Source organism: Bosea sp. RAC05, from assembly GCF_001713455.1.
Lineage (GTDB): Bacteria > Pseudomonadota > Alphaproteobacteria > Rhizobiales > Beijerinckiaceae > Allobosea.
The window spans coordinates 3077939-3104490 of the sequence record NZ_CP016464.1; the positions used below are offsets into that span (position 1 = coordinate 3077939).

A 26552-nucleotide genomic window follows, 5' to 3' on the forward strand; every position below is an offset into this window, starting at 1 on the left:
GCCGCGAGGAGAATCGCCAGGCAGGACCGGGGGGACTGCATTTCGGTCATGATTGTCGTTTCCTTTGCCGGCCACGGCGCCCCTGCCGGCTCGGCCGCTTCGGGGTCGCGTCGGCGCATGGTGGTGTTGCAGAGGTGGTGGATAGCCGATCCCTTCGGCATTTGCCAAAGTTGGCGTGGCTGTTTGCGCGTCGAGCCGCGAGCCGCGACGCGAGGAGACGACCCATCCGCCAGAAATTACCGCCCCGGCCGCTTTTCATGTCACCGGGAAATGCTCTAGAAGCGCGCAAGGACGAGGGCGTCGTCCGCGCATGTTGGGTATGATGTCGAAACCTTTGAATCGTCGGCAGTTTCTCGAAGGTTCCGGCGGAGCCGCGGCTGCCACGCTGATCGCCGCTGGCGCTGCCCGTGCCCAGGCGCCCACGGCGCTCGCGGCGATCAACCAGTCCTTCCTGTTCGACGGCAAGCCGTTCGATCCGTCGCTCGTCATCGACACCGCGCGCATCCTCGCGCAGCGACCGGTCGTGCCGCTGGTGGCGACCGACCTGCCGGAGGGCTACGCCTCCCTCTCCTTCGACCAGTATTCCGGCATCCGGGCGCAGCCTGGCGCCCTGATCTGGGCCGGCGAGAATCGCGGCTTCACGATCGAGCCGCTCCATCGCGGCTATGTCTTCTCCAATCCGGTGAGCCTGTTCACGATCGAGGACGGCGCGGTCCGCCGGATCGCCTTCGATCGCTCCAGGTTCGACTATGGCCGGGTCACGCCACCGGCGGGCAATGCCGATCTCCAGTTCTCCGGGATGCGCATCGCGACCGGTCTCGAGCGGCCCTTCGAGGTGGCGATCTTCCAGGGCGCGACCTTCTTCCGGGCCCTGGCGCGGGGGCAGAACTTCGGCGCGCTCGCCCGCGCCCTGATCCTGCGCCCGGGCGAGACCCGCGGCGAGGAGATCCCGTTCTTCCGCGCCTTCTGGATCGAGCGGCCGAGCCCGGCCTCGGGGCTGCTCGTCATCCACGCGCTGCTCGATTCCGAAAGCCTCACCGGCGCGCTGCGGATGACGCTGCGGCCCGGAGACGTCACCTTGATGGATGTCGAGATGACGCTGTTCGCCCGCCAGGCGCTCGATCACATCGGCTTCGGCTGCACCATGGGGACCTTCCTCTCGGGCCCGCAGAGCCGTCGCGGCTTCGACGACATCCGCCCGGCCGTTCATGAGATCTCGGGCGTGCAGATGCGCTCGGGCACCGGCGAATGGATCTACCGGCCGGTCAGCAACCCCGCGACGCTCCAGGTCTCGTCCTTCATGGACGCCAACCCCAAGGGCTTCGGCCTGGTCCAGCGCGAGCGCGACCCGGCGGCCTTCATGGACGATGACCAGCGCTTCGAGCTGCGCCCCAGCGTCTGGATGGAGCCGCTGGGTGACTGGGGCGCCGGTTCGGTCCAGCTCATCGAGATCCCCAGCGAGTCGGACGTCAACGACAACGTCATCACCTATTGGCGCCCGCGCCAGCCGCTGGCCGCCGGCAGCGAAACCTCGATCGCCTATCGGCAGGCCTGGTGCTGGCAGCCGCCGGAGCGGCCGGGCCTCGCGCTCGCCACCCGCGTTCGGCAGGGCCGTGGCAGCCAGGGGCGGCGGCGGCGCTTCCTCGTCGACTTCACCGGCGACAGGCTGGCCGATGCCGCCATGGTCGCCTCGACCCGCGCCAACATCAGCACCACGCCAGGCCAGATCCACAATATCCGGCTCTGGCCCTTCCCGGAGCGCAAGCTGATGCGCGTCGGCTTCGAGGTCGATCCCGGTACGGACAGCCTCTGCGAATTGCGCCTCGTCCTGCAGTCCGGCGGGCAGCCCGTCTCGGAAACCTGGTTGAACCGATGGACGTGGTGACGGCGCCCCGCCCGGGCGAGGTCTCGACGCCCGCGCAGATGATCGCTCCGAGCCAGGAGCCGGCGACGCCCCCCGAGAACCGGCTGATCATGCCGGTCCAGTCCTTCCGCAGCTGGAAGGACGAGGATCGCCGCAAGCCGGCCGCGCCGCGCGCCTGGAAGACGCCGTGGTTGAAGCGGCTCTTCGTCTTCGGCGGCGGCCTCGCGCTGACCGGCTATGGCGCCTGGGAGATGTACAACGTCGTGTCGGTCAGCCGCACGACCTCGCTGCAGTACGTCCTGCTCGTGCTGTTCACGATCAATTTCTCCTGGATCGCGCTCGCCTTCACCAGCGCCGTCCTCGGCTTCCTCGGGTTGATCTTCGCCCGCTCGCGGACCGCCTATGCTGACACGCTGCAGCATCGCACGGTCGTGGTGATGCCGATCTACAACGAATCGACCGCCCGGACCTTCGCGGCGCTGGCGGCGATCCGCGAATCCGTCGAGGCGACCGGGCTCGGCAGCCATTTCGACTATTTCATCGTCTCGGACACGACCAACCCCGACGTCTGGGTCGCCGAGGAGCGGGCCTTCCTGGCGCTGCGCGAGCGCCTGGGCCCGGATGCGCGGGTGTATTATCGGCATCGGCCGAAGAACCACCACCGCAAGGCCGGCAACATCGCCGACTTCGTCACCCGCTGGGGCGGCCATTACGAGCACATGGTCGTGCTCGACGCCGACAGCCTGATGACCGGGACCTGCATCGTGCGCCTCGCCGCCGCGATGGAGGCCGACCCCGACGCCGGCATCATCCAGTCGCTGCCGCTGATCATCAACCGCAACACCTTCTTCGCGCGGCTCCAGCAATTCGCGGCCCGCGTCTACGGCCCCGTCATCGCGACCGGGCTTGCCATGTGGTCGGGCCGCGACGGCAATTACTGGGGCCACAACGCGATCATCCGCACCCGGGCCTTCGCCGACCATTGCGGCCTGCCCGACCTCAAGGGCAAGCCGCCCTTCGGCGGCCATGTGCTCAGCCACGATTTCGTCGAGGCCGCCCTGATCCGCCGCGCCGGCTGGGCTGTCTACATGCTGCCGGACCTGACGGGCTCCTATGAGGAGAGCCCGCCCTCCCTGATCGACGTCTCCGTGCGTGACCGGCGCTGGTGCCAGGGCAATCTGCAGCATTCGCGCATCATCGGCGCCAAGGGCTTCGTCGCGCCGACGCGGCAGCACTTCGCCACCGGCATCATGGGCTACCTCGCCTCGCCCTTCTGGCTGCTGCAACTCGTCGTCGGCATCCTGATCGTGCTCCAGGTCAGCTATGCGAGGCCGGAATACTTCACCTCGGAGTTCACGCTCTTCCCGGTCTGGCCGCGCTTCGACCCCGAGCGCGCCTTGAACCTCTTCGCCCTGACCATGGCGATCCTGCTGGCGCCCAAGCTGTTCGGGCTCTTGCTGACCCTGTTCGATTCCAAGCTCAGGCGGGCCGGCGGCGGCGCGATCCGGCTGGTGATCTCGGCGGTGATCGAGGTGCTCTTCTCGGCCTTCTTCGCGCCGATCATGATGCTGATCCAGTCCGGCTCGGTCTTCCAGATCCTGCTCGGCCGCGACACGGGCTGGAACCCGCAGCGCCGCGACGACGGCTCGATCCCGCTCAAGGACATCGTCCGCCGCCACCGGATGCACACCTTGCTGGGGCTCGTCACCGGCATCTCGGCCTTCCTGATCGCGACCTCGCTCTTCGCCTGGATGTCGCCGACCATCGTCGGCCTCGTGCTGGCGATCCCGCTCTCCTGGGCCTCGGGCCAGCTCGCCATCGGGCTCTGGCTCAAGCGCCGCAAGCTGCTCTTCACCCCCGAGGAGAGCGAGCCGCCGGCCGTCGCGCAGCGGGCCAACGCGCTGCAGGCCGAATTCGCGGCAGCGGGCTATGACGACGCCGACGGGCTGCGCGCCCTGCATGCGGATCCGGCCCTGCGGGACGCGCATGAAGCCATGCTGCCCGAGGCCGCGCCGCGGCGGCGTGGCGAGATCGAGCCCGAGCGCGCCGTCGCCCAGGCCAAGCTCGTCGATGCCGAGACGATCGACGATGCCGCGATCTGGCTGAAGCCGAAGGAGCGCATGGTCGTGCTCCACGACCGCGCGCTGGTGGCGCTGCTGGCCTCGCTGCCCGCCGGGCGGCCGGCGGGCTGACGCCGCCGGCGGGTCGCCGTCAGAAGCTCATCGCCGCCGCATTGATCACGCCGGCCGCCAAAGAGGCTGCGCCGAGAAACAGCGCCGCCGCGAGTTCGCCGGCCGCGATCCGCGCCGAGAGATTCGGCAGCACGATCCGCACCAGCACATAGACGATCAGCTGCACGATGATCGCGACCACGCCCCAGATCAGCAGGTCGGCAATCGTGGTCGAATGCACGACCGCGCTCGACAGCGGCAGGGCGAAGCCGGTCAGGCTGAGGCCCAGCGAGAGCGCCGCGGCGATGTTGTTCTGGCGGATCAGGCCGAACTCGTTATGCGAGGTCGCGACCGTGTAGACCGCGAGGTAGACGCCCACGAGTGCGAGCGACACCGAGAAGAACAGCGCGAAATCGGGGAGTTTCAGCAGCGCCTGCGCGATCATGATGGTGCGAATCCTGTGAGCCGTTGCCGCGGAGCCTGCCCCTCAACCCTGCTCGAAGGCAATGAGGCAGCCCATCGCCGCCTCGGCCGGCACCACGATCCGCTCCTCGCCCTGGCCGAAGGCGATGTCGGCCGTTTCCAGCCTCGCCGCCACGACGTCGAGATCGGGAACCGTGACGCAGAATCCGAGGAAGCGGGCCGGCGTGGGATCCGGCTCGGCATGGTAGATTGCCTGCGCGGCCTCGGGGTCGAGCAGGTCGATGCGCCCGCGCGGCAGGGTCAGGACATAGTCCGCATTGCCCTCCAGCACCTCGGGGAAACCGGCGAAGCTCTGCAGGAAGCCGCGGTGCTGACCAGGATCGTCGGTGACGAGGATGGCGGCCGAGAGCGCGCTGGCGCCATTGGCGTGCTGCTGGAAGGCCGGGTTCCAGAAATTCTGCGGCTCGTGCTGCTGGCAGACGAAGAAGCCGCATTCCGGGGCCAGCGGATCGGCGGCGAAGGCCAGCGAAAACGCGACGCGCACGGTTGAGCCATCGGGCCGCTTCGCCTGGCGCTCGAAGAAGAACGGCTCGAAATCGCCGATGCCGGCCGCGTTGAACGCGGTCGCATCCGCCTTGGCGTCGCGGCTTTCGAGGACCAGCATGGACAGGCCCTCGCCCCGCTCCAGGGCCTCGCGCACGAACTGGCCGAAGGAAAACTGCCGCGGCGCCGGCGCCGGAATCGCCCCCGCATCGCCGATCGTGATCAACTCCAGGAACGCACCCGGAAACTGCACGATCCGGTTTTCCGTGCCCCAGGGATGGCGGTTGCGGGTCCCGACGGTGAAGCCGAGCGTCTCGTAGAAGGCCCCAGCGGCATCGAGATCGCGCACGCCGATGACGAGATGGTCGAGGCCGCGGGGCGACAGGGCAGCGGTCGAATCGGACATGGGCATGGCTCTCGCAACGGCGGCAGGGGTGGCTGGACCATCCCTAGCAGTTCGGTGCCCGCCGGTCATGCGCCGCCACGGCGTGCCGGTGAGGCCCCCTCACCCCTCGATGTAGTGCGGCACGAAGCGCGAGCTGTTCTTGGTGATCGGCGAGACATCCTCGCGCACGCACAGGCCGCAGGCCTGCGAGGCGACCAGCCAGGAGCCGAGGACGGCATAGCGCCCGTCCTGCGCGAACAGGTTCGGCGCCGCGTCCTGCAGGATGAAGCCTTCGGCGCCGTAGGGGCCGTCGTCGCTGTCGATCACGGTGCCGCGCTCGATCAGGGCGATGTTGGCGCCCTCGCGCGAATAGAGCGGCTTGCGGACATGGCGCGCCGAAAGCCCGGCGCAGCGCGGGTCGCCCTCGAAGAAGGCCGGCAGCAGGTTGGGATGGCCAGGCTCCATCTCCCAAAGACAGGCCAGCAGGCCCTTGTTCGAGAGCAGCGCCTTCCAGGGCGGCTCGACGAACTGGCAGCGCGACGTGGCGAGGTTGGCGGCATAGCCCTCGCGGAACAGCCACTCCCAGGGATAGAGCTTGAACAGCGTCTCGATCGGCTGGTTGGCGCCGTCGCAGAAGCGCCCGTCCGAGAGCAGGCCGATCTCCTCGACATAGGTGAAGCGCGCATCGAGCCCGGCCTGGACGGCGCAGTCCATCAGGTAGTCGACGGTGCCCCTGTCCTCGGCGCTCGACTGGACGCAGGCGAGATGCAGCCGGTAGGGCGAGGGCTGGCGGAGTTGTCCGAACGCCGCGATCAGCCGCTCATGCAGCGAGTTGAACTGGTCGCATTCCGGGCGTAGCACGCCGCGCGCCATCGCCTGCTCGAGCCAGTCCCACTGCACCACAGCCGATTCGAACAGCGCGGTGGGCGTATCGGCGTTGTATTCCAGCAGCTTGGCCGGCCCCTTCCCGTCATAGGCGAGGTCGAGCCGGCCATAGAGGTTGCGGTCGCCGCGCCGCCAGCTCTCGCGGATGAAATCCCACTGTCCGCCGGGGATCGAGAGCCGGCTCAGGATTTCATCATCATCGATGGCTTTCTCGATGAAGGCGAAGCAGAGCTGCTCGATCGCATCCGTCGGCGCCTCGATGTCACGCTCGATCTGCTCGAGCGTGAAGGCATAGGCGACGCTTTCGTCCCAGTAGGTCTGGCCGTCGATGGTGTGGAAGGCGAAGCCCAGCCGCTCGACCTCGGTCTGCCAGTCGGGGCGCGGCGCGAGGGGAACCCGGCGCATCTCAGGAGGACGAGGAGGAGGAATAGGACCGCGCCGTCGAGCCGAAGCCGCCGCGCGATGTCGTGGTGGTCGTCGTCGCGACGCCGGGCGACGAGCCGGAGCGCGCCACCAGAGCGGCGCCCGAGGTCGTCGAATAGGCGCGTGCCGACGAGGACGAGCCGCGGCCGCCATAGCCGCCCCCGCTGCTGCCGGAGGAGGATGAGCGCGCCTGCTGGCATTCGGGCGCCTGGCTGCCGGGCGGACAGGCCTGCTGCGTCGGCGGCAGCAGCGGCTGCGCCGCGCCGCCGCCTTGGGCGAGGCTGCGCGCCAGCATGAACCCGGCCAAGGCTGGAACCACCACCTGCGCCCCGTTCCAGACCGCGCTTCGGCAGGAGCCCGAGCCGTATTCGGTCTCGCAGGCGCTGGTGCTGGTGAATTTCTTGGCGTCGCGCAGGTGGTTGGCGGTCGCTTCGTTGAAACGCTGCTCGCATTGGGTCGAGGTCAGCTGCCCGCCGGCACGGCACTCGGCGAGATTGGCGTAGACGAGGCTCTCCTCGCTCTGCTGCTGCGAGCCCGACCGGCCCCAATAGGTCGCCACGAGCAGAATACCCGCCGCCGCCAGGCCGATCTGGGTCGAGCGTTTCATCGCTACCTCCTCAGGCCGTCATGCTGGCGGCGGCGAGCGTGCCTGAGATCACCGCGATCACGGCGAGCATCACCGCCGAGGGCAGGCGATCCTCCTCGATCTTGCGCGACAGCTCGGGAATCAGGATCCGCGCCAGCCCATAGGCCCCGAACTGGATGATCATCGCGGCCACCGCCCAGATCACGAGGTCGGGGATGCTGCTCGCCTGCGCGATCGCCTTTTCGAGCGGCACCGAGAAGCCGGCGACATTGCCGCCGAGCGCGATCGCCGCCGAGAGATTGCCACCGCGGATCAGCGCGATCTCGTCATGGGCGGTAAGACGCAGATAGATCGCGACGAAACAGGCGATCAGCGCGGCGCCGAGGACGAAGTAGAGAAGGAACGCGGGCAGCCCCGCCATCGAGATCACCATGCCGTCGCCCCCAGCGGATCGGGATCGTCCGGTCTCACTATACGTCAGTGGCCGGCCCGCGCCAGTGGTACGCGTCGGCGTTCCGCACCCGAGCGCGGGGGCGGACAAGACCGCGCATCCGCCCCGCCAGGACTCCCACCCTCGTCAGGGCCAGACAGGCATGCCATCCAGCCCGGCCGTCTCCGGCAGGCCGCAGATCAGGTTGGCGTTCTGCACCGCCTGACCGGCCGCACCCTTGCCGAGATTGTCGACCACGCCCATCGCGATCACCAGATTGCGCTCGGGATCGGCCGCATAGCTGACGAAGGCGAGGTTGGAGCCGGTCGCCCATTTCGTCTGCGGCGGCTTGTCGGTCACGCGGATGAACGAACGCCCGGCATAGAAGCGCCGGGCCGCCTCCAGGCACTGGCCCGTGGTGGCGCTCCCGCGACAATAGATCGTGGCGAGGATGCCACGCGTCATCGGCACCAGATGCGGCGTGAACACCAGCCCGGCCGCGCTGCCGCCGCTCAGCGTCTCGATCGTCCTGGCGATCTCGGGCATGTGGACATGCCTGAGCAGCCCATAGGGCACGAGGTTCTCGTTGCTCTCGGCATAGCCGAATGTGCTGTCGCCACCCCGCCCGGCACCGGAGATGCCCGTCTTGACATCGATGACGATGTTGCCGGGCTCGATCAGCTTGTCGGCCAGCAGCGGCGCCAGCGCCGTCAGCGTCGCGGCGGGGAAGCAACCGGGGTTGGCCACGCGGGTCTGCCCCTCGATCCGGTTTGGCCAGATGTCGGCCAGCCCATAGGCCCAGCCCTCGGCAGAGCGATGGTCACCGCCGAGATCGACGATCTTCACCGCCTTGGGGACGCGGGCCAAAGCCGCGGCCGAGGCGCCCGTGGGCAGCGACGCGAACAGCACGTCGAGAGGCGGCAGAGTCTCAGGATCCCACTTCGCGATCACCAGTTCGGCCAGCCTGGCCGGCACGCCCGGGAAGCGATCCACCAGGCGGCTGCCCGCGCTGCTCTCGCCCGCGGCGTAAACGAGTTCGAAGACCGGATGGCTGGCGATCAGGCGCAGCGCTTCGCCGCCGCCAAATCCGCTGATTCCGACAATGCCGACGCGAATGCTCATGGTGATGTCCTTCTGGTCCTGGGCAAAAGAAAACCCCCGGAGCCGGGGGCTGCGGGGGTTCGGGACTGCGGGCCGAAGGCCGCTTCGGAGATTGAGCCTACGCAGAGGCCGTCATCACGCCAAAGGATGCTGATCGACGCGCAGCTCCGCGAGCCGCCGCTTGGGTGCAGCAGCGTCGGCGTCGGTCGACAAAGGTCGTGATCGGCAGCATGTCCGGCGACGCGTGCCGCAAGGCACATCGGTCGTCAAGCCGAATGTCCGTTGTCCACCGGGAGGAACGGCTGACCGGCGCCGCATCAGGCTGCGACGGCCGTCCCCACCCGCCTCAGACCAGCCGGCTCTGCACCATCGCGGCCTGGACGAAGCTCGCAAACAGCGGATGCGGCTCGAAGGGGCGCGATTTCAGCTCGGGATGATACTGCACGCCGATGAACCAGGGATGGTCGGGGTATTCGATCGTCTCGGGCAGGAGCCCGTCCGGCGAGAGGCCGCAGAAGCTCATGCCCTGCGCCTCGAGCCGGTCGCGATAGCCCATATTGACCTCGTAGCGGTGGCGATGCCGCTCGGAGATCTCGGTGGTGCCGTAGATCTGCGCGATCTTGGAACCCGCCGCCAGCGTCGAGGCATAGGCGCCCAGCCGCATCGTGCCGCCGAGATTGCCGTCGGCCGCGCGCTGCTCGATCTCGTTGCCGCGCATCCACTCGGTCATCAGGCCGACGACGGGCTCGGTCGTCGGGCCGAACTCGGTCGAGTTGGCGTCGGTGATGCCGGCGAGCGAACGCGCCGCCTCGATCACCGCCATCTGCATGCCGAAGCAGATGCCGAAATAGGGCACCTTGCGCTGCCTGGCGAAGGTCGCCGCCTTGATCTTGCCCTCGGCGCCGCGATGGCCGAAGCCGCCCGGCACCAGGATGCCGTGGACATGCTCGAGGAAGGGCGCCGGGTCCTCCTTCTCGAAGACCTCCGACTCGATCCAGTCGAGATTGACCTTGACGCGGTTGGCGATGCCGCCATGCATCAGCGCCTCGATGAGGGACTTATAGGCGTCCTTCATCCCCGTATATTTGCCGACGATGGCGATGGTGACCTCGCCCTCGGGGTTCTTCACGCGCTCGGAGATGCGCCGCCAGTTGGAGACGTCGGGCTCCTGGCTCGCATCCATCCCGAAGGCGGCCAGAACCTCGTTGTCGAGCCCCTCGGCGTGGTAGGACAGCGGCACGTCGTAGATCGAGGCGACGTCGCGGGCCTCGATCACCGCGGTCTCGCGGACATTGCAGAACAGCGCCAGCTTGCGGCGCTCCTCGCGCGGGATCTCGCGGTCGGTGCGGCAGAGCAGGATGTCGGGCTGGATACCGATCGAGCGCAGCTCGGCGACCGAGTGCTGCGTCGGCTTGGTCTTCAGCTCGCCGGCCGTCGGGATGTAGGGCAGCAGCGTCAGGTGGATGAAGATGCACTGCCCGCGCGGCAGCTGCTGGTTCACCTGCCGGATCGCCTCGAGGAAGGGCAGGCTCTCGATGTCGCCGACCGTGCCGCCGATCTCGACCAGCGTGAAGTCGTAGCCCTCGTTGCCGTCAAGGATGAACTCCTTGATGGCGTTGGTGACATGCGGGACGACCTGGATGGTCGCGCCGAGATAGTCGCCCCGGCGCTCCTTGGTCAGGATGTCCATGTAGATGCGGCCGGTGGTGATGTTGTCGCCCTTGTTGCAGGGCCGGCCGGTGAAGCGCTCGTAATGGCCGAGATCGAGATCGGTCTCGGCCCCGTCATCGGTGACGAAGACCTCGCCGTGCTGATACGGGCTCATCGTGCCCGGATCGACGTTGAGATAGGGATCGAGCTTGCGCAGGCGGACCGTGTGGCCGCGCGCCTGCAGGAGGGCGGCCAGCGCCGCCGCCGCCAGGCCCTTGCCCAGCGAAGACACCACGCCGCCGGTGATGAAAACATACCGCGTCATGGGTGGACACCTCTAAAGCGACGGGCGCGATTCGCTAAGTCCAGCCGTGCAGCCCCGTCCTGCCCTGCACGCTTGTCCACAGGAGAGCGCCGCCCGGCGGCGAACGCACCCCACACAAAAGAGAAGGGCCGGTTGCCCGGCCCCTGCCAAGACTTGCTTGGGCAAGTCCCTGTCACAAAAGTGGAAACCACTTTTGCAGGACGTGCCTGCCTCACTGCTGCGGCGCCGGGGGCGCCGGCGTGGGCGGCTGCGGCGCGCCGCTCGGCGCCTGCATCTGGCGCAGCTGGTCGAGCACGCCGCCGGCATTGGGGGCGCTCGGCCCGGTCGGGGTCACGGGCGCGCTCTGGGTCGGCGCGCCGTCGATGATCGAGCGCTGGACGCGGCCGCGATTGGCCATCACCGCCAGCACGATCGAGGTCAGGAAGAAGGCCGCCGCCAGGATCGCCGTCGTCCGCGTCAGTGCATTGGCCTGGCCGCGACCGGTCATGAAGCCGCCCGCTCCGCCGCCGCCCGAACCCATGCCGAGCCCGCCGCCTTCGGAGCGCTGCAGCAGGACCACGCCGACGAGCGCGACCACGATGATCAGATGGATGACGATGATGACGTTCTGCATGGGCTCACGAAATGGGTATGGCGCAGGCTGTCGCCAAGGACCGCCCGCACCTCATGCCACCGCCGGCCGGGAGCCGGCAGGCGGGGTCGGCGCGGCACATAGCATGCAGCCGCGGGCGGCACCACCCCGGCTGTGACCCTGCGACGCGGTTTTGCGTCGCTGATGTCAGCCGCAGGCGCGGGCGATCGCCAGGAAGTCCTCGGCCTTGAGGCTCGCCCCGCCGACCAGCGCCCCGTCGACATGGGCGACACTCATCAGCTCGGCCGCATTGGACGGCTTCACCGAGCCGCCATAGAGCAGGCGCACGCCCGCCGCGGCCGCCTTGCCGAGCATGCGGCCGAGCTCGGCCCGGATCGCCTCGTGCATCTCCGCGACATCGGCCGCCGTCGGGGTCAGCCCGGTGCCGATCGCCCAGACCGGCTCATAGGCCACGACCAGCGTCGCCGCCGTCGCGTTGTCGGGAATCGAGCCGCGCAGCTGCCTGCGGACGATCGCGACCGCCTTTCCGGCCTCGCGCTCGGCCTTCGTCTCGCCGACGCAGACGATCGGCACCAGCAGCGCCTTCTGCGCGGCCTGCGCCTTCGCCCTCACCGTCGCGCTGGTCTCGCCATGGAGCGTGCGCCGCTCGGAATGGCCGACGATGACGAACGCCGCCCCGGCATCGGCCAGCATCGCGGCCGAAACCTCGCCCGTGAAGGCACCGGCCTCCTGCAAGCTGCAATCCTGGCCGCCCGTCGCGATCCGCGAGCCGACCAGCGCGGCGCTCGCCAGATAGAGCAGGCTGGCGGGCGGGCAGATCGCGAGATCCACGGCGCTCTTGAGGCCGATGTCGTAGCCCTTGGCGACCTCGGCGGCGATGGCGAGGTCCGCCTTCAGCCCGTTCATCTTCCAGTTGCCGGCCACCAGGGGCCTGATGCTGCGCGTCACATGCGTTCTCCCGAATGCTGCTGCGGCTCTAGCAATGCCGGAGACGGCCTGCAACGGTGGCGGGCCTCGCGCTTTCGGCAAGAGCAACACGAATCCGCGCTGGCGATTGCGGCATGGCGCTGCGGTTCCTATAAGCAGCGCCGACGAAAACCGGCCGGGGCGCCCGCAGCGCCCCGCCAGGGCCAGGAAAGACAGATCTCCATGATGATGCAGGGCATCCGCAAGGCGGGCCAGAGCTTCCTCGGCAAGCTCGTGATCTTCGTCCTGTTCGGCTTCCTGATCTTCTCCTTTGCGATCTGGGGCATCGGCGACATCTTCCAGGGCTATGGCCGCAACTCCGTCGCCCGCGTCGGCAAGGCCGAGATCGGCCTGGAGCAGATGCGCACGGCCTTCCAGAACGACATCCAGCAGCTGACACGCCAGCAGCGCCGCCAGATCACCCCGGAGATGGCCCGCGCGCTCGGCCTCGACCGGCAGGCGCTGTCGCGCCTGGTCACGGCCTCGGTGCTCGACCAGACGGCGCGCTCGATGCGCCTGGCGGTGTCCGACGACACGATCCGCACGCTGATCTTCGAGGACCCGAACTTCCGCGACGCCTCCGGCAATTTCTCGGCACCGCGCTTCAACGACTTGCTGCGCTCGAACGGCTTCACCGAGCAGAGCTATGTGCGCGAGCAGCGCGAGACCATCCTGCGCCAGCAGATCGGCGAGATGGTCGTGGGCGCCGTCGGCGCGCCGGTGGCGCTGCAGGAACTCGGCCACCGCCTGCGCAACGAGCGGCGCGACGTCACCTTCGCGCGCCTGGCGCCCGGCCTGGCCGGCGAGATCCCGGCCCCGACCGAGGCGCAGCTCAAGACCTTCTTCGACGAGCGCAAGGGCGCGTTCCGGGCGCCCGAGCGGCGCACCGCCGACATCCTCGCCCTCTCGGCCGAGACACTGGCCGACGCCGCCGCCGTCAGCGAGGCCGAGGCGCGCGCGCGCTACGAGGAGGTGAAGGCCCAGCGCTTCACCACACCCGAGACGCGCACCATCCAGCAGATCGTCTTCCCCAACGCCGAGGAGGCGCAGGCCGCCCGCGCCCGCATCGAGGCCGGCGAGAGCTTCGATGCCGTCGCGGCCGCGCGCAACATCGCCCCGGCCGAGCTGACGCTTGGCAGCTTCACCCGCACCCAGGTCTTCGACCCGGCCGTCCGCGACGCCGCCTTCGCGCTGCCGGAGGGCACGGTCAGCGCGCCCGTCGCCAGCGCCTTCGGCCCGGTGCTGCTGCGCGTGACCGCGATCGCTCCCGAGGCGGTGCGCGCCTTCGAGCAGGTCGCGGCGGAGATGCGCAGCGACGTCGCCACGCGCCGCGCCGCGAGCCGCATCACCGAGATCCATGACAAGATCGAGGACCAGCGCGCCGCCGCCAAGCCGCTGGCCGAGATCGCGAGGGAGTTCAACCTGGCGCTGCGCAGCGTCGGGCCGGTCGATGCCGCGCTCCGCCGCCCGGACGGCAGCGCCGAGGCCCCCCTGGCGGGCGGCGACGCCACGATCCAGGGCATCTTCCGCTCCGAGCCGGGGGTCGACAACGAGGCGATCCGCCTGCCCCGCGACAGCGGCTATGTCTGGTTCGACGTGAAGAAGATCGATCCCTCGCGCGAGCAGGGCTTCGACGAGGTCAAGGCCCAGGTCGAGACGCAATGGCGCACCGAGGAGGTCGCCACCCGCCTCTCCGCCAAGGCGCGCGAGCTGGTCGAGCGCCTCGATAAGGGCGAGGCCTTCGATGTCGTCGCATCCTCGGCCGGCCTTACGATCGAGCAGGCGGCCGGCCTCGGCCGCCAGGAGCAGCGCCCCGACCTGCCGACCAACGTCGTCAGCCTGATCTTCGGTACGCCGGCCGGCAAGAGCGCCTCGGCATCCGTCGCCAATGGCGGTCGCATCCTGTTCAAGGTCGATGCCGCCACCGTGCCGAGCTATGCCCGCACGACGCAGGAGGCGGAGAATTTCGCCCGCACCCTCGGCGCCAGCGTCAGCGAGGACATCCTCGCGCAGTATGTGGCGCAGCGGCAGGCCGAACTCGGCGTTTCGATCAACGAGGCGGCGTTCCGCAACGCCACCGGCGGCAACCAGAACTGACCATGGCCGAGGCGCAGGGTCCCGACGCGTTCGCCGCCGCCTATGAGGCCGGCACCCCGCAGGTCCTGCGGCAGGTGCTGGTCGGCGATTGCGAGACGCCCGTCGCCGCCTTCCTGAAGCTGCGCCACGCCACGAGGGGGCCGGCCTTCCTGCTCGAATCGGTGGAGGGCGGCGCGGTGCGCGGCCGCTACTCGATGATCGGCCTCGAGCCCGACCTGATCTGGCGCTGCCACCGTGGCGAGGCCGCGCTCTGCCGCCCGGCGCTCGGCGAGGCCTTCCTTCCCGATCCCCGCCCGGCCTTCGAGAGCCTGCGGGCGCTGCTCGACGAAAGCGCGATCCCGCAGACAGAGGCTCTGGCCGGCGGCGACCTGCCGCCGATGGCGGCCGGCGTCTTCGGCTATCTCGGCTACGACATGGTCCGGCTGATGGAGCGCCTGCCGGAGCCCAAGGACACCGGAACCGGCGTGCCCGACGCCATCCTGACCCGGCCGACACTGATGGTCGTGTTCGATTCGGTGCGCGACGAGATCCATGTCGTGACGCCGGTGCGCCACCAGCCCGGCGTCTCGGCCCGCGCCGCCCATGAGCGGGCGCTGGAGCGGCTGTATGCCGTGGTGCGCGCATTGGAGGGCCCCCTGCCCCCGGATGCGGCGATCGACATCGCCGCCCTGCCGGAGCCGGCGATCGTCTCCAACACCACCGAGGCGCAGTTCCACGCGATGGTCGCGACCGCGCAGGACTACATCCGCGCCGGCGACATCTTCCAGGTCGTGCTCTCGCAGCGCTTCGAGGCGCCGTTCCAGCTGCCGCCGTTTGCGCTCTACCGGGCGCTGCGCCGCGTCAATCCGGCACCGTTCCTGTGCTATCTCGACTTCGCCGATTTCCAGATCGTCTGCTCGAGCCCCGAGATCCTGGTGCGGCTGCGCGACGACACGGTCACGATCCGGCCGATCGCCGGCACGCGCCGCCGCGGCGCCACCCCGGCCGAGGACGAGGCCCTCGCCCAGGAGCTGCTGGCCGACCCGAAGGAACGGGCCGAGCACCTGATGCTGCTCGATCTCGGGCGCAACGATGTCGGGCGCGTCGCGCAGATCGGCTCGGTGAAGGTCACCGATTCCTTCTTCATCGAGCGCTACAGCCAGGTCATGCACATCGTCTCCAATGTCGAGGGGACGATCGACCCGCGCCATGACGCGCTCTCGGCGCTCGCGGCGGGCTTCCCCGCCGGCACCGTCTCGGGGGCCCCGAAGGTGCGCGCCATGGAGGTCATCGACGAGCTCGAGCGCGATGCGCGCGGCGCCTATGGCGGCTGCATCGGCTATTTCGGCGCCAATGGCGAGATGGACACCTGCATCGTGCTGCGCACGGCCGTGGTCAAGGACGGCCGCATGCATGTCCAGGCCGGCGCCGGCATCGTCTACGATTCGAACCCCGCCTCCGAGCAGGCCGAATGCGTCAACAAGGCCAAGGCGCTGTTCCGGGCCGCCGAGGAGGCGATCCGCTTCGCCGCGCGGGCCGGGCGGGGCCAGTAGGCACGCGGGCGACGCCCCGCACGCACCGCCGAAGCGGGGCCGCGCCGGTCAGTGCGCCTTGCCGGTCGTCGACACCGTCATCCGGTCGACCCAGGCGATGCCGATCGCCGACAGGATGAAGATCGTGTGGATCGCCGTCTGCAGGATGATGCCGGTCTCGGTGTATTCGGTGGACCGGTTGGCGCTGCCGATGTTGCCGGCCTCGATGAAGGTCCGCAGCAGATGGATCGACGAGATGCCGATGATCGCCATGGCGAGCTTGATCTTGAGCACGCTGGCATTGACGTGGCTGAGCCATTCCGGCTGGTCGGGATGGCCCTGGAGATTGAGCCGCGAGACGAAGGTCTCGTAGCCGCCGACGATGACCATCACCAGCAGGTTCGAGATCATCACCACGTCGATCAGCCCCAGCACCACGAGCATGATCTGCTGCTCGCTGAACGAGGTCGCATGCTGGACCAGATGCACCAGCTCCTTCAGGAACTTGAACACGTAGACGCACTGCGCCACGATCAGCCCGAGATAGAGCGGCAGCTGCAGCCAGCGCGAACCGAAGATGATCCGCGACATCAGGCTGAGCGGTGCAGGCGCGAGGGCCGTCTTCTGAGGAGGGGTTTCGCCAGCGTGCGCCATGGTCGGCCTCGGATCCTGGGAACGGATGATGCAGTGCAAAATCGAGCGCTGCGATATGGAACGCAATGCCGGGGCGTGCAAGCGTCGTCCGTACTGTCACGATCATCGCTCTACAGGGCGACCCACGACGAAATTTTGACGCGATCCCGTGTCACGCTTTCAAGGAAAGAGTGTCGCCGTTACGCTCATTGACCTTCGGAGGACGCGAAAGCTTCCTCTCGCTCCGGAAGAGAGGATCCGCCCATGATCAAGACCTTCACCCTCGCAGCCGCCCTTGTCGGCACGGCCCTGCTCGCGGCCCCGGCCTCCGCCGCCCCGGTCGGTGCGGCGGCCGGCCTCGCCACCGCGGGCGCGACGACCGATCTCGTCGAGACCGTCCAGTATCGCGGCTACGGCTATGGGCCGCGCTACGGCTACGGCCCGCGCTATGGCTATCGCGGCGGCTATTACCGCGGCGGTCGCGGAGCGGCCGTCGGCGCCGGCATCGCCGCGGGCGTGATCGGCGGTGCCCTGGCGGCCGGGGCGCTGGCCGCCCCGCGCTATGTGGCGCCGGCCCCGGTTTATGTCGCGCCGCCTTCAGTCTATGTCGAGCCGGCGCCGGTCTACGGGGCGCCCTTGCGCGCCTATGGCTACAGCCCGAGCGATGTCGACGCCGTCGCCTATTGCTCGCGCCGCTTCCGCTCCTACGATCCCGAGACCGGCACCTACATCGCCAAGGGCGGCGTGGTGCGCGCCTGCCCCTGACGCCGCCTGACGCGCGGACCTCCCAAGCCTCCCCGCAGCGCTGCGGGGAGGCTTTTGTTTGTGCGGATCGACGAGGCTAGGGTGGAGCGGCATCGGAGCCGCCCCGCATGATCCCAGCCCTCACCCTGCTTCTCGCCTGCCAGCTCGTCGGCGAGGCCCTGGCCCGCCTCTTCGCCCTGCCGGTTCCGGGCCCCGTCATCGGCATGGCGCTGCTGTTCCTCGGCCTGCGGCTGCGCCCGGCGGCGGCGCTGGACGGCACCCCGCTGGCGGCCGTGGCAGGCGTCCTCCTGGCCCATCTGTCGCTGCTCTTCGTGCCGGCCGGCACCGGCATCGTGCGCCACGCGGCGTCGCTGGCGGCCCATGGACCCGGGCTGATCGTGGCGCTCACCCTCTCCACGGCGCTGACGCTCGCCGTCACCGCCTTCGTCTTCGTCAAGGTCGCGGCACTGGTCGGCAGCCGGGCGGAGCCGGAGTCGTGATCGCGCCCGATCTGGCCCGCGTCGAGACGCTCTGGGTCTATCTCGCCACCGATCCGCTGCTCTGGCTGACCGTGACGCTCATCGCCTATGTCGTCGCGGACCGGATCTCCGCCCGCTTCGGGCGCCACCCGCTCGCCAACCCCGTGCTGATCGCCGTCGCCCTGCTGGCCGCGATCCTGACGGCGACGCGCACGCCCTTCGAGACCTATTTCCAGGGCGCGCAGTTCGTGCATTTCCTGCTCGGCCCAGCGACCGTCGCGCTCGCCCTGCCGCTGCACCGGCACTGGCCGCTGGTGCGCAAGGCGGTGCTGCCGATCCTGGCGGCGCTCTTCGCCGGCGCCGTGACCGCCGTGGTCAGCGCCGTCGGCATCGCGGCCGCCTTCGGCGTCCCGCATCCGATCCTGGCCTCGCTCGCGCCGAAATCGGTCACGGCGGCGATCGCCATGGGCATCGCCCGCGAGATCGGCGGCGAGCCCTCGCTCACCGCCACGCTGGTGATCGCCACCGGCATTCTCGGCGCGGTGATGGTGACGCCCCTGATGGTCGTGCTCGGCTTCACCGACTGGCGGGCCCGCGGCTTCGCCGCCGGGCTCGCCGCGCATGGCATCGGCACGGCGCGCGCCTTCCAGGTCAATCCTGTGGCCGGCGCCTTCGCCGGCATCGCGATGGGCCTCAACGGGCTTGTCACGGCGGCGCTGGTGCCGCTTATCCTGCGCTTCTTCTGAACCGGAGCCTGCCCGTGCGCATCGCCACCTGGAACGTCAATTCGGTCCGCCAGCGGCTCGGCCACCTGCTGGATTTCCTGAAGGAGGCGCAGCCCGACGCGCTCTGCCTGCAGGAGATCAAATGCATGGACGCCGACTTTCCGCGCCGCGAGATCGAGGAGGCCGGCTGGCAGGTCGAGACGCACGGCCAGAAGACCTTCAACGGCGTCGCGATCCTGTCGCGGGCGAAGCTCGAGGATGTCCGCCGCGGCCTGCCCGGCGACGAGGCCGACGAACAGGCGCGCTATCTCGAGGGCGTGCTGCCGATGGGCAGCGGCGTCGTCCGGCTGGCCTCGATCTACCTGCCCAACGGCAACCCGCCCAACACCGAGAAATATCCCTACAAGCTCGGCTGGATGAAGCGCCTCACCGCCCATACGCGGATGCTGCTGGCCCATGAGGAGCCGCTGGTGCTGGCCGGCGACTACAACGTCATCCCCGAGCCGCGCGACGCGCGCGATCCCGCCGCCTGGGTCTCGGACGCGCTCTTCCTGCCGCAGACGCGCACCGCCTTCCGCGGCCTGCTCGCTCTCGGCCTGACCGAGGCCCTGCGCGCCACCACGGACGACGCCGGCCTCTACACCTTCTGGGACTATCAGGCCGGCGCCTGGCAGCGGAACAACGGCATCCGCATCGACCATCTCCTGCTCTCGCCCCAGGCCGCCGACCGGCTCGCGGGCGTGCAGATCGCCAAGCATGTCCGCGGCTGGGAGAAGCCGTCGGACCATGTGCCGGTGATGGTGGAGTTGAGAGCCGCGTAAAGCCGTCCCGTCATTGCGAGCGCAGTGAAGCAATCCAGCAGGACGTCGAGCCCGCGGCCCCTCGATAGCTTCGCTGCGCTCGCAATGACGACGAGCGGCTTACTCGCCCGAGCCGCGCTTCACGCCGTTCTTGAGGAAGACGCGGAACGGCGTCGTTCCCGTGGCATCGCTGTCAAGCGAGCGCCAGCGGCCGTTCGTGCAGAGCACGCCGCCCTGCGCCTCGACCGCATCGAAGACGATCGCATTGCGATAGACGGTGCCGTTGGGCTCGATCGCGCGGAAGTTCGTGGTGCACTGGCCGCCCGCGACAATGGGATCGTAGTCGTGGATCATGATGCCGCCGCCGCCGGTGCTCGCAAACGGATCGGTCAGGACGGGCCAGCTGTCATAGGCGACCTGCCCCAGGCTGGGCGCGCTCGGCAGGGCGAGAAGTGTTGCGAGGATGGCGGCGGCGATGCGCATGGAACGAAGCTCCGGTTGATGGAGCCGTTACGCGGCGTGCACGCAGCCGGATGCGACCGGCGTCGGAAAAGAGGGTTGGTTCAGCGCTGCGGGGCGCGTGCGCCGGCGACCTGCTGGCGCTCGATCAGGGCGAGCGCCGCCGTGCGGTCGCTGGCCGAGGCGGTCGAGAACGCCGTCTCGTGGCGTTCGATGATCCAGCTGTCGCGGTCGGGATCGGCGCTTTCGCGCGCCAGCGACAGCCACATCAGCCCGAGCACCGGCTGGCGCGGCACGCCCTCGGCCCCGCGCAGCAGCATGTCGCCGAAGACGGCGCGCGCGGGCGCATAACCCTTTTCGGCCGAGAGCTTCATCCAGCGGGCCGCCTGCCGCGCGTCGCGGCGCGTGCCCTGCCCGTTCATGTAGAGCCGGCCGAGATTGTACTGGCCTTCGGGGTCGCCGAAATAGGAGGCGGCGTAGTGGAACATGTCGAAGGCGCGGTCGAGATTCGGGCGGACATAGCTGCCCTTGATCCCGTCCATGAAATAGCCGCCGAGCGCGACGAAGGCGCTGCCGACGATCCGGCCATTGGCCGTGCCGGGGATCGCATCGGCATTCTCGTCGGCGATCTTCGAAAAATACTCGAAGGCCTTGAGATCGTTCGCCGGTACGCCCTCGCCGCCGGCATACATCCGGCCCAGCTTGAACTGCGCCGTGAGATGGCCCTGGGCGGCGGCGTATTCGAGCGCGCGCACCGCGCCCGCCTGGTCGCCGGCGGTCGAATCCCGCATCCAGGCCCGGATCGCGTCGCGTGCGCTGCTGAAGGGCACGAGCGGCAGCGCCGTATGGGCAGCCGGCGCGTTGGGAGCCGGCGCGATGGTCGCCGCACCGGCGGAGGGCGCGTCGAGCGTTCTCGGCTCGGGCAGCGCCACCCCGGGGATCGGCCGGGGCGGGACCGGACCACGACCGCCCATGACATCCTGCGCCCAGGCGGCCGGCTGGCCACCCAGGACGAGGAACAAGGCTGCGATCGTGGTCTCAGATATCCGCATAACAATGGGTCTCGGCGGCGCCGCCCGGATGGGTCACGGCCCCTCCCTTGGCGGAGCCGACGGTCTGCGCGTATTTCCAGAGGGCGCCGGAGTTGTAGTCGGTCTTGCGCGGCACCCAGCTCTTACGACGCTCCTCAAGTTCGGCATCAGAAAGGCGGACTGCGAGCTTTCCTGTGATGGCGTCGAGCTCGATGATGTCGCCGTCGCGGATCAGGCCGATCGGCCCGCCCACGGCGGCCTCAGGCCCGACATGGCCGACGCAGAAACCGCGGGTGGCGCCCGAAAAGCGCCCGTCCGTGATCAGGGCGACCTTGTCGCCCATGCCCTGGCCGTAGAGGGCGGCCGTGGTCGACAGCATCTCGCGCATGCCCGGCCCGCCCTTGGGACCCTCGTAGCGGATCACCAGCACCTCGCCGACCTTGTATTCGCGATTCCTGACGCAGGCGAAGGCATCCTCCTCGCAGTCGAAGCAGCGCGCCGGACCGGTGAAGGTCAGCTGCTCGGTGGTCATGCCGGCGATCTTCACGATCGCGCCCTCGGGGGCGAGGTTGCCGCTCAGGCCGACGACGCCGCCATTGTCGGAAATCGGCTTGTTGGCGGGACGGATCACGTCCTGCTCGTCGTTCCACTTCACCTTGGCGAGGTTCTCGGCGATGGTGCGGCCGGTGACCGTCATGCAGTCGCCATGCAGGAAGCCGTGGTCGAGCAGCGTCTTCATCAGCAGCGGGATGCCGCCGACCTCGAACATGTCCTTGGCGACGTATTTTCCGCCCGGCTTCAGGTCGGCGATGTAGGGCGTCTTCTTGAAGATCTCGGCGACGGCGAAGAGATCGAAGTCGATGCCGCACTCATGCGCGATCGCCGGCAGGTGCAGCGCGCCATTGGTCGAGCCGCCCGAGGCGGCGACGACCATCGCCGCGTTTTCCAGCGCCTTGCGGGTGACGATGTCGCGCGGGCGGATGTTGCGGGCGATCAGCTCCATCACCATCTCGCCGGCGGTGTAGCAGAAGGTGTCGCGCACGTCGTAGGGCGCCGGCGCGCCGCAGCTATAGGGCAGCGCCAGGCCGATCGCCTCGGCGACCGTGGCCATGGTGTTGGCGGTGAACTGCGCGCCGCAGGAGCCGGCCGAGGGGCAGGCAGCCTCTTCCAGTTCCTGCAGGTCCTCGTCGGACATCGCGCCGACGGAGTGCTTGCCGACCGCCTCGAACACGTCCTGGACCGTGACCGGCTTGCCCTTGAAGGTGCCGGGCAGGATCGAGCCGCCATAGATGAAGATCGAAGGCACGTTCAGGCGCACCATCGCCATCATCATGCCCGGCAGCGACTTGTCGCAGCCGGCGAGGCCGACCAGCGCGTCATAGCAATGGCCGCGCATGGTCAGCTCGACCGAGTCGGCGATGCATTCGCGCGAGGCGAGCGACGACTTCATGCCCTGGTGGCCCATGGCGATGCCGTCGGTGACGGTGATCGTGCAGAACTCGCGCGGCGTCCCCTGCGCCGAGGCCACGCCCTTCTTCACGGCATGGGCCTGGCGCATCAGCGAGATGTTGCAGGGCGCGGCCTCGTTCCAGCAGGAGGCGACGCCGACGAAGGGCTGGGAAATCTGCCGGGCGGTCATGCCCATGGCGTAATAGTAGGAGCGGTGCGGGGCGCGGGCCGGGCCCACGCTCACATGCCGGCTGGGAAGCCTGGACTTGTCGAAAACACGCGCATCCATCGTCTTTTTCCTCGTTCCACCCTGCGCTGTGACGCGCGCGGCAGATGTGCCACGCAGGCCGAGCCGGGCGCAACGTCGCTCCCGCCCTCCCCGATGCCGCAGATCAGCGATCGCGGTTCCGGAGACAGACTTTAATTCGTCTATATCTCAGAGACTTATCGCCCTCCTTTGCTGAGGGCGCTTTGTGGCGGGATCGCGGCGGTTCCATCGCGGCGCAGGCGCCCCGGCGCAATCCGGCAAACTGTTGCCGCGATGTCACAAACCGGCCCGGCGGACCCCTCGCCCGGCGGCGCTCAGAGCACCATCGGAAGGACGAAGAAACCGCCGACGATGATGACCACGAGCGCCAGCGCCGTCATCGGCAGGTGCTTCTCGATGAAGATGCGGATGTCGTCGCCGTAGTAGCGCAGCGCGATGGCGATCATGGCGAAGAAGGTGACGCGCGAGATGATCATCCCGATCGTGAACTTCCACAGGTCGAAATGCAGGAAGCCCGACATGATCGTCACGATCTTGAACGGGATCGGCGTCAGGCCCTTGGTCACGAGCACCCAGAACCAGAAATCCTGCGAGGTCGCGATCAGCTCGGCCGCCTTGTCCTGCAGCCCGTAGATGCTGATCAGCCAGGAGCCCAGCGAGTCGTAGAGCAGCGCCCCGATGGCGTAGCCGAGATAGCCGCCGAGCACGGCGCCGAGCGAGCAGACGCCGGCATAGAACCAGGCGCGGTCCGGACGGGCGATGCACATCGGAATCAGGAGCGGGATCGGCGGCAGCGGGCTGACCGAGCTCTCGACGAAGGTCAGGAAGAACAGCAGCCAGGGGGCGGCTGGATGCGAGGAATAGGCAACCAGCCCGTCATAGGCGCGCTTCAACATGGCGGAAGAACAACCGTTCCTGGGTTATCGGCGTCGAGACGCATGGCGGATTTGCGCCCGACGCGCATCTAACCGTGTCGCGGGAAGAATGCCAGCAATGTCTTGCGGTAACGTCAATTTGACGACACCGCCGCGGCCGGACCCGGGCGCGCCCCTCAGGACAGGCGCGCCAGAGCCTCCGCGATCTTGAGCTTGCGGGCTTCCGCCGCCGCCTTGCGCTCGCGGTTCTCCTCGACGATCTCCTCGGGCGCCCGCGCCATGAAATCGGGATTGCCGAGCTTCCTGTCGACCGTCGCGATGTCCTGGTCGAGCTTCGCCAGTTCCTTGGTCAGGCGCGTGCGCTCGACCTCGAGATCGATGATCCCGGCCAGCGGCAGCGCCGCGACCTCGCCGCGCACGATGATCTGGGCCGACTGGGCCGGAGACGCCGCCTCGAAGGTGATGGCGGAGACCCGCGCCAGGCGCTCGATCATCGGCGCCCAGGCCTCGACGGTCGCGCGGGTCGCCGCCGAGGCATTGACCAGCACCAGCGGCGCCTGCGTGCCGGCAGGAACATTGACCTCGGAGCGGACCGAGCGGATGTCGGAGATCAGGTCGACGACGAAGCCGATCTCGGCCTCGGCCGCCTCGTCCTTCAGCGCGGCGAGATCCGGCCAGCGGGTCAGGCAGACCAGCGACGCATCGCCCGCCGACAGGACGCGCGCAGCGCCCTCGCCCGCCTTCTGGGCCCAGAGCTCCTCGGTGAGGAAGGGCATGAAGGGGTGCAGCAGCTGGCAGATCAGGTCGATGACATGAGCAACCGTCGCCTGCGTCTCGGCCTTGTCGGCCGCGTCGACGCCCTCGCCCTGCAGCACCGGCTTCGCCAGTTCCAGATACCAGTCGCAGAACTGGTTCCAGACGAAGCGATAGGCCGCGCCCGCCGCCTCGTTGAACTTGAAGCTCGGGATGCCCGCCGCGATGCCCTCGGCCGCGGTGGCCGCCTCGCTCAGGATCCAGCGGTTGAGCGGCAGCTTCACCTGCGCCGGGTCGAATCCGGCGACGCGGGCGCAGCCATTCATCTCGGCGAAGCGCGCCGCGTTCCAGATCTTGGTCGCGAAGTTGCGATAGCCCTCGACGCGGTTGGTCGCGAGCTTGATGTCGCGGCCCTGGGCGGCCATCGCGGCCAGCGTGAAGCGCAGCGCATCGGCCCCATACTGGTCGACCAGCACCAGCGGGTCGATGACGTTGCCCTTCGACTTCGACATCTTCGCGCCCTTCTCGTCGCGAACGATGGCGTGGATGTAGACGTCCCTGAACGGCACCTCGTCCATGAAGTTCAGGCCCATCATCATCATCCGGGCGACCCAGAAGAAGATGATGTCGAAGGCGGTGACCAGCGTCGCCGTCGGATAGTAGCGCTTCAGCTCCGAAGTCTCGTCGGGCCAGCCCAGCGTCGAGAACGGCCAGAGCGCCGAGGAGAACCAGGTGTCGAGCACGTCCTCGTCGCGCGTGAGCTGGACCGCCCCGCCGTAATGGCCGAGCGCCAGCGCCTGGGCGGCGGCCTCCGATTCCGCCACGAAGCATTCGCCATCGGGCCCGTACCAGGCCGGAATCTGGTGGCCCCACCAGAGCTGGCGCGAGACGCACCAGGGCTCGATGTTTTCCAGCCAGTCGTAATAGACCTTGGTCCAGTTCTCGGGCGTGAACTTGGTGCGGCCGTCCTGCACCGCCTTGAGCGCGCGGTTCGCCAGCGGCTTGACGTCGACATACCACTGGTCCGTCAGCCAGGGCTCGATCACGACGTCCGAGCGGTCGCCATGCGGGACGGTGTTGGTGTTGGGCTCGATCTTGGCGAGATAACCGCGCTGCGCCATCAGCGCGACGACCGCCTTGCGCGCCGCGAAACGGTCGAGCCCGTGCAGCGCCAGCGTTTCGCTCTCGGGCGCGCTGCCGCCGAGGAACGCCTCGTTCTCCGCCAGCAGGATGCACGCCTCGCCGTCGAGGATGTTGATGACCGCGAGCTTATGGCGCTTGCCGACCTCGAAATCGTTGAAGTCATGCGCCGGCGTGATCTTGACTGCGCCGGTGCCCTTCTCGGGATCGGCATAATCGTCGCCGACGATCGGGATGACGCGGCTAACCAGCGGCAGCACGGCGTTGCGGCCGATCAGGCTGCCGATGCGCTCGTTCTCCGGATGCACCGCGACGCCGGTGTCGCCCAGCATCGTCTCCGGCCGCGTCGTCGCGACCTGGATATAGGTCGAGGCGTCGTCGGCGTCGTAGGTCACGCCTTCGAGCGGGTAGTTGAAATAGTAGAGATGCCCGCCCGGGTCCTTGCTCAGGACCTTGTCGAGCTTGGCTGAGTCGAACTCATCCTCGCCGCCGCGCTGCCATTTGAACGAGCCGGTCTTCTCGACCTGGACGACCTCGAGGTCCGAGATCGCGGTCTGGAACTTCGGGTCCCAGTTCACCAGCCGCTTGGCGCGGTAGATCAGGCCCTGCTTGTGCAGGGCGACGAAGACCTTGAGGACGGCCTGGCTCAGGCCCTCGTCCATCGTGAAGCGCTCGCGCGACCAGTCGCAGGAGGCCCCCAGCCGCTTGAGCTGGTTGACGATCGTCCCGCCGGACTCCTCCTTCCACTTCCAGACCTCGGCCAGGAAGGCCTCGCGGCCCATCGCGCGGCGATCGGTCTTGTTCTCGGCGGCGAGCCGGCGTTCGACGACCATCTGCGTCGCAATGCCGGCATGGTCGGTGCCGGGCTGCCAGAGCACGTCCTTGCCGCGCATCCGCTCGAAGCGGCAGAGCACGTCCTGCAACGTGTTGTTGAGCGCGTGGCCCATATGCAGCGAGCCGGTGACGTTGGGCGGCGGGATTACGATGCAATAGGGCTCGGCACCCGGCGCCGCGCCGCGTCCCGCGGCAAAGGCGTTCGCCTCCTCCCAGGCCTTGCTGATCCGTGCCTCGACGGCGGCCGGCTCGAATGTCTTGTCCATCATCGCTTCGCTCGAACGAAAACGACCGGGACATGGCCCGGCCGGAGAAACTGGGCCCGAAAGGTTGCCGGACTTAAGAGCGCAAGCGGCCCCCTCGCGTCAACCGTCCCGGCGCCTGCGACGGCGCCACACCCGGCCGAACGC

Annotated in this window: 23 protein-coding genes; 8 read left to right on the top strand and 15 right to left on the bottom strand. The window is 68.9% G+C overall.

Going from position 1 to position 26552, the window contains the following annotated elements:
• Window positions 1-334 precede the first annotated feature (334 nt).
• Complete coding sequence (locus BSY19_RS18010) at window positions 335-1885, top strand: OpgD/OpgG family glucan biosynthesis protein (RefSeq protein WP_236840394.1); 1551 nt, start codon at window positions 335-337, stop codon at window positions 1883-1885.
• Window positions 1886-1923: 38 nt separating this feature from the next.
• The gene (gene mdoH / locus BSY19_RS18015; RefSeq protein WP_083247945.1) at window positions 1924-4056 is read left to right on the top strand and encodes a glucans biosynthesis glucosyltransferase MdoH; all 2133 of its coding nucleotides are present in this window, start codon (window positions 1924-1926) and stop codon (window positions 4054-4056) included.
• A gap of 19 nt (window positions 4057-4075) precedes the next feature.
• On the opposite strand, the gene BSY19_RS18020 is transcribed toward mdoH, so the two are convergent.
• The 9 genes from BSY19_RS18020 to tpiA form a co-directional block, all read right to left on the bottom strand.
• Window positions 4076-4480 carry a DUF350 domain-containing protein gene (locus BSY19_RS18020; protein WP_069055348.1) on the bottom strand — a complete coding sequence of 135 codons (405 nt, stop codon included), beginning with the start codon at window positions 4478-4480 and terminating at the stop codon, window positions 4076-4078.
• A gap of 42 nt (window positions 4481-4522) precedes the next feature.
• Entirely contained in the window at window positions 4523-5407 is an 885-nt protein-coding gene (locus BSY19_RS18025; RefSeq protein WP_069055349.1) for a VOC family protein, read from the bottom strand.
• A 99-nt stretch (window positions 5408-5506) separates the two neighbouring features.
• On the bottom strand, window positions 5507-6676 hold the full coding sequence (locus tag BSY19_RS18030; protein WP_069055350.1) for a glutathionylspermidine synthase family protein: 1170 nt from the start codon (window positions 6674-6676) through the stop codon (window positions 5507-5509).
• Between the two features lies 1 nt (window position 6677).
• Window positions 6678-7301, bottom strand: a complete 624-nt coding sequence (locus BSY19_RS18035) for a DUF1190 domain-containing protein (protein ID WP_069055351.1) — start codon at window positions 7299-7301, stop codon at window positions 6678-6680.
• Between the two features lie 10 nt (window positions 7302-7311).
• Complete coding sequence (locus BSY19_RS18040) at window positions 7312-7713, bottom strand: DUF350 domain-containing protein (RefSeq protein WP_069055352.1); 402 nt, start codon at window positions 7711-7713, stop codon at window positions 7312-7314.
• Window positions 7714-7857: 144 nt separating this feature from the next.
• Window positions 7858-8832: an N-acetyl-gamma-glutamyl-phosphate reductase gene (argC, locus tag BSY19_RS18045; RefSeq protein WP_069055353.1), complete on the bottom strand. Its 975-nt coding sequence runs from the start codon at window positions 8830-8832 to the stop codon at window positions 7858-7860.
• A 325-nt stretch (window positions 8833-9157) separates the two neighbouring features.
• Entirely contained in the window at window positions 9158-10786 is a 1629-nt protein-coding gene (locus tag BSY19_RS18050) for a CTP synthase (protein WP_069055354.1), read from the bottom strand.
• 211 nt (window positions 10787-10997) lie between these two features.
• Window positions 10998-11399, bottom strand: a complete 402-nt coding sequence (secG, locus tag BSY19_RS18055; protein ID WP_069055355.1) for a preprotein translocase subunit SecG — start codon at window positions 11397-11399, stop codon at window positions 10998-11000.
• Between the two features lie 165 nt (window positions 11400-11564).
• Window positions 11565-12326, bottom strand: coding sequence for a triose-phosphate isomerase (gene tpiA, locus BSY19_RS18060; RefSeq protein WP_069055356.1), 762 nt, complete (start codon window positions 12324-12326; stop codon window positions 11565-11567).
• A 201-nt stretch (window positions 12327-12527) separates the two neighbouring features.
• On the opposite strand from tpiA, the gene BSY19_RS18065 reads away from it, so the two are divergent.
• Together BSY19_RS18065 and trpE are read left to right on the top strand one after the other, a co-directional pair.
• Window positions 12528-14441 (top strand): peptidylprolyl isomerase, encoded by a 1914-nt coding sequence (locus tag BSY19_RS18065; protein WP_171905171.1) that lies wholly within the window; start codon window positions 12528-12530, stop codon window positions 14439-14441.
• A gap of 2 nt (window positions 14442-14443) precedes the next feature.
• On the top strand, window positions 14444-15973 hold the full coding sequence (gene trpE / locus BSY19_RS18070) for an anthranilate synthase component I (protein WP_069055357.1): 1530 nt from the start codon (window positions 14444-14446) through the stop codon (window positions 15971-15973).
• A gap of 48 nt (window positions 15974-16021) precedes the next feature.
• On the opposite strand, the gene BSY19_RS18075 is transcribed toward trpE, so the two are convergent.
• Entirely contained in the window at window positions 16022-16606 is a 585-nt protein-coding gene (locus BSY19_RS18075; protein ID WP_069055358.1) for a TIGR00645 family protein, read from the bottom strand.
• Between the two features lie 243 nt (window positions 16607-16849).
• Between BSY19_RS18075 and BSY19_RS18080 the strand changes: the two genes are divergently transcribed.
• The 4 genes from BSY19_RS18080 to xth all read left to right on the top strand — a co-directional run bounded on the left by BSY19_RS18080 (window position 16850) and on the right by xth (window position 19354).
• Entirely contained in the window at window positions 16850-17350 is a 501-nt protein-coding gene (locus tag BSY19_RS18080; protein WP_069055359.1) for a BA14K family protein, read from the top strand.
• 107 nt (window positions 17351-17457) lie between these two features.
• Window positions 17458-17829 (top strand): CidA/LrgA family protein, encoded by a 372-nt coding sequence (locus tag BSY19_RS18085; RefSeq protein WP_069055360.1) that lies wholly within the window; start codon window positions 17458-17460, stop codon window positions 17827-17829.
• A gap of 11 nt (window positions 17830-17840) precedes the next feature.
• Window positions 17841-18554, top strand: a complete 714-nt coding sequence (locus BSY19_RS18090; protein ID WP_069057219.1) for an LrgB family protein — start codon at window positions 17841-17843, stop codon at window positions 18552-18554.
• 8 nt (window positions 18555-18562) lie between these two features.
• Window positions 18563-19354: an exodeoxyribonuclease III gene (gene xth, locus BSY19_RS18095; protein ID WP_083247686.1), complete on the top strand. Its 792-nt coding sequence runs from the start codon at window positions 18563-18565 to the stop codon at window positions 19352-19354.
• 99 nt (window positions 19355-19453) lie between these two features.
• On the opposite strand, the gene BSY19_RS18100 is transcribed toward xth, so the two are convergent.
• The 5 genes from BSY19_RS18100 to BSY19_RS18120 form a co-directional block, all read right to left on the bottom strand.
• Complete coding sequence (locus BSY19_RS18100; protein WP_069055362.1) at window positions 19454-19816, bottom strand: hypothetical protein; 363 nt, start codon at window positions 19814-19816, stop codon at window positions 19454-19456.
• A gap of 80 nt (window positions 19817-19896) precedes the next feature.
• Window positions 19897-20814, bottom strand: a complete 918-nt coding sequence (locus BSY19_RS18105) for a tetratricopeptide repeat protein (RefSeq protein ID WP_236840395.1) — start codon at window positions 20812-20814, stop codon at window positions 19897-19899.
• A gap of 16 nt (window positions 20815-20830) precedes the next feature.
• Entirely contained in the window at window positions 20831-22561 is a 1731-nt protein-coding gene (ilvD, locus tag BSY19_RS18110; protein ID WP_069055363.1) for a dihydroxy-acid dehydratase, read from the bottom strand.
• A gap of 293 nt (window positions 22562-22854) precedes the next feature.
• Window positions 22855-23436, bottom strand: a complete 582-nt coding sequence (locus tag BSY19_RS18115; RefSeq protein WP_069055364.1) for a YqaA family protein — start codon at window positions 23434-23436, stop codon at window positions 22855-22857.
• 155 nt (window positions 23437-23591) lie between these two features.
• Window positions 23592-26411, bottom strand: a complete 2820-nt coding sequence (locus BSY19_RS18120) for a valine--tRNA ligase (RefSeq protein ID WP_069055365.1) — start codon at window positions 26409-26411, stop codon at window positions 23592-23594.
• Between the last annotated feature and the right edge of the window lie 141 nt (window positions 26412-26552).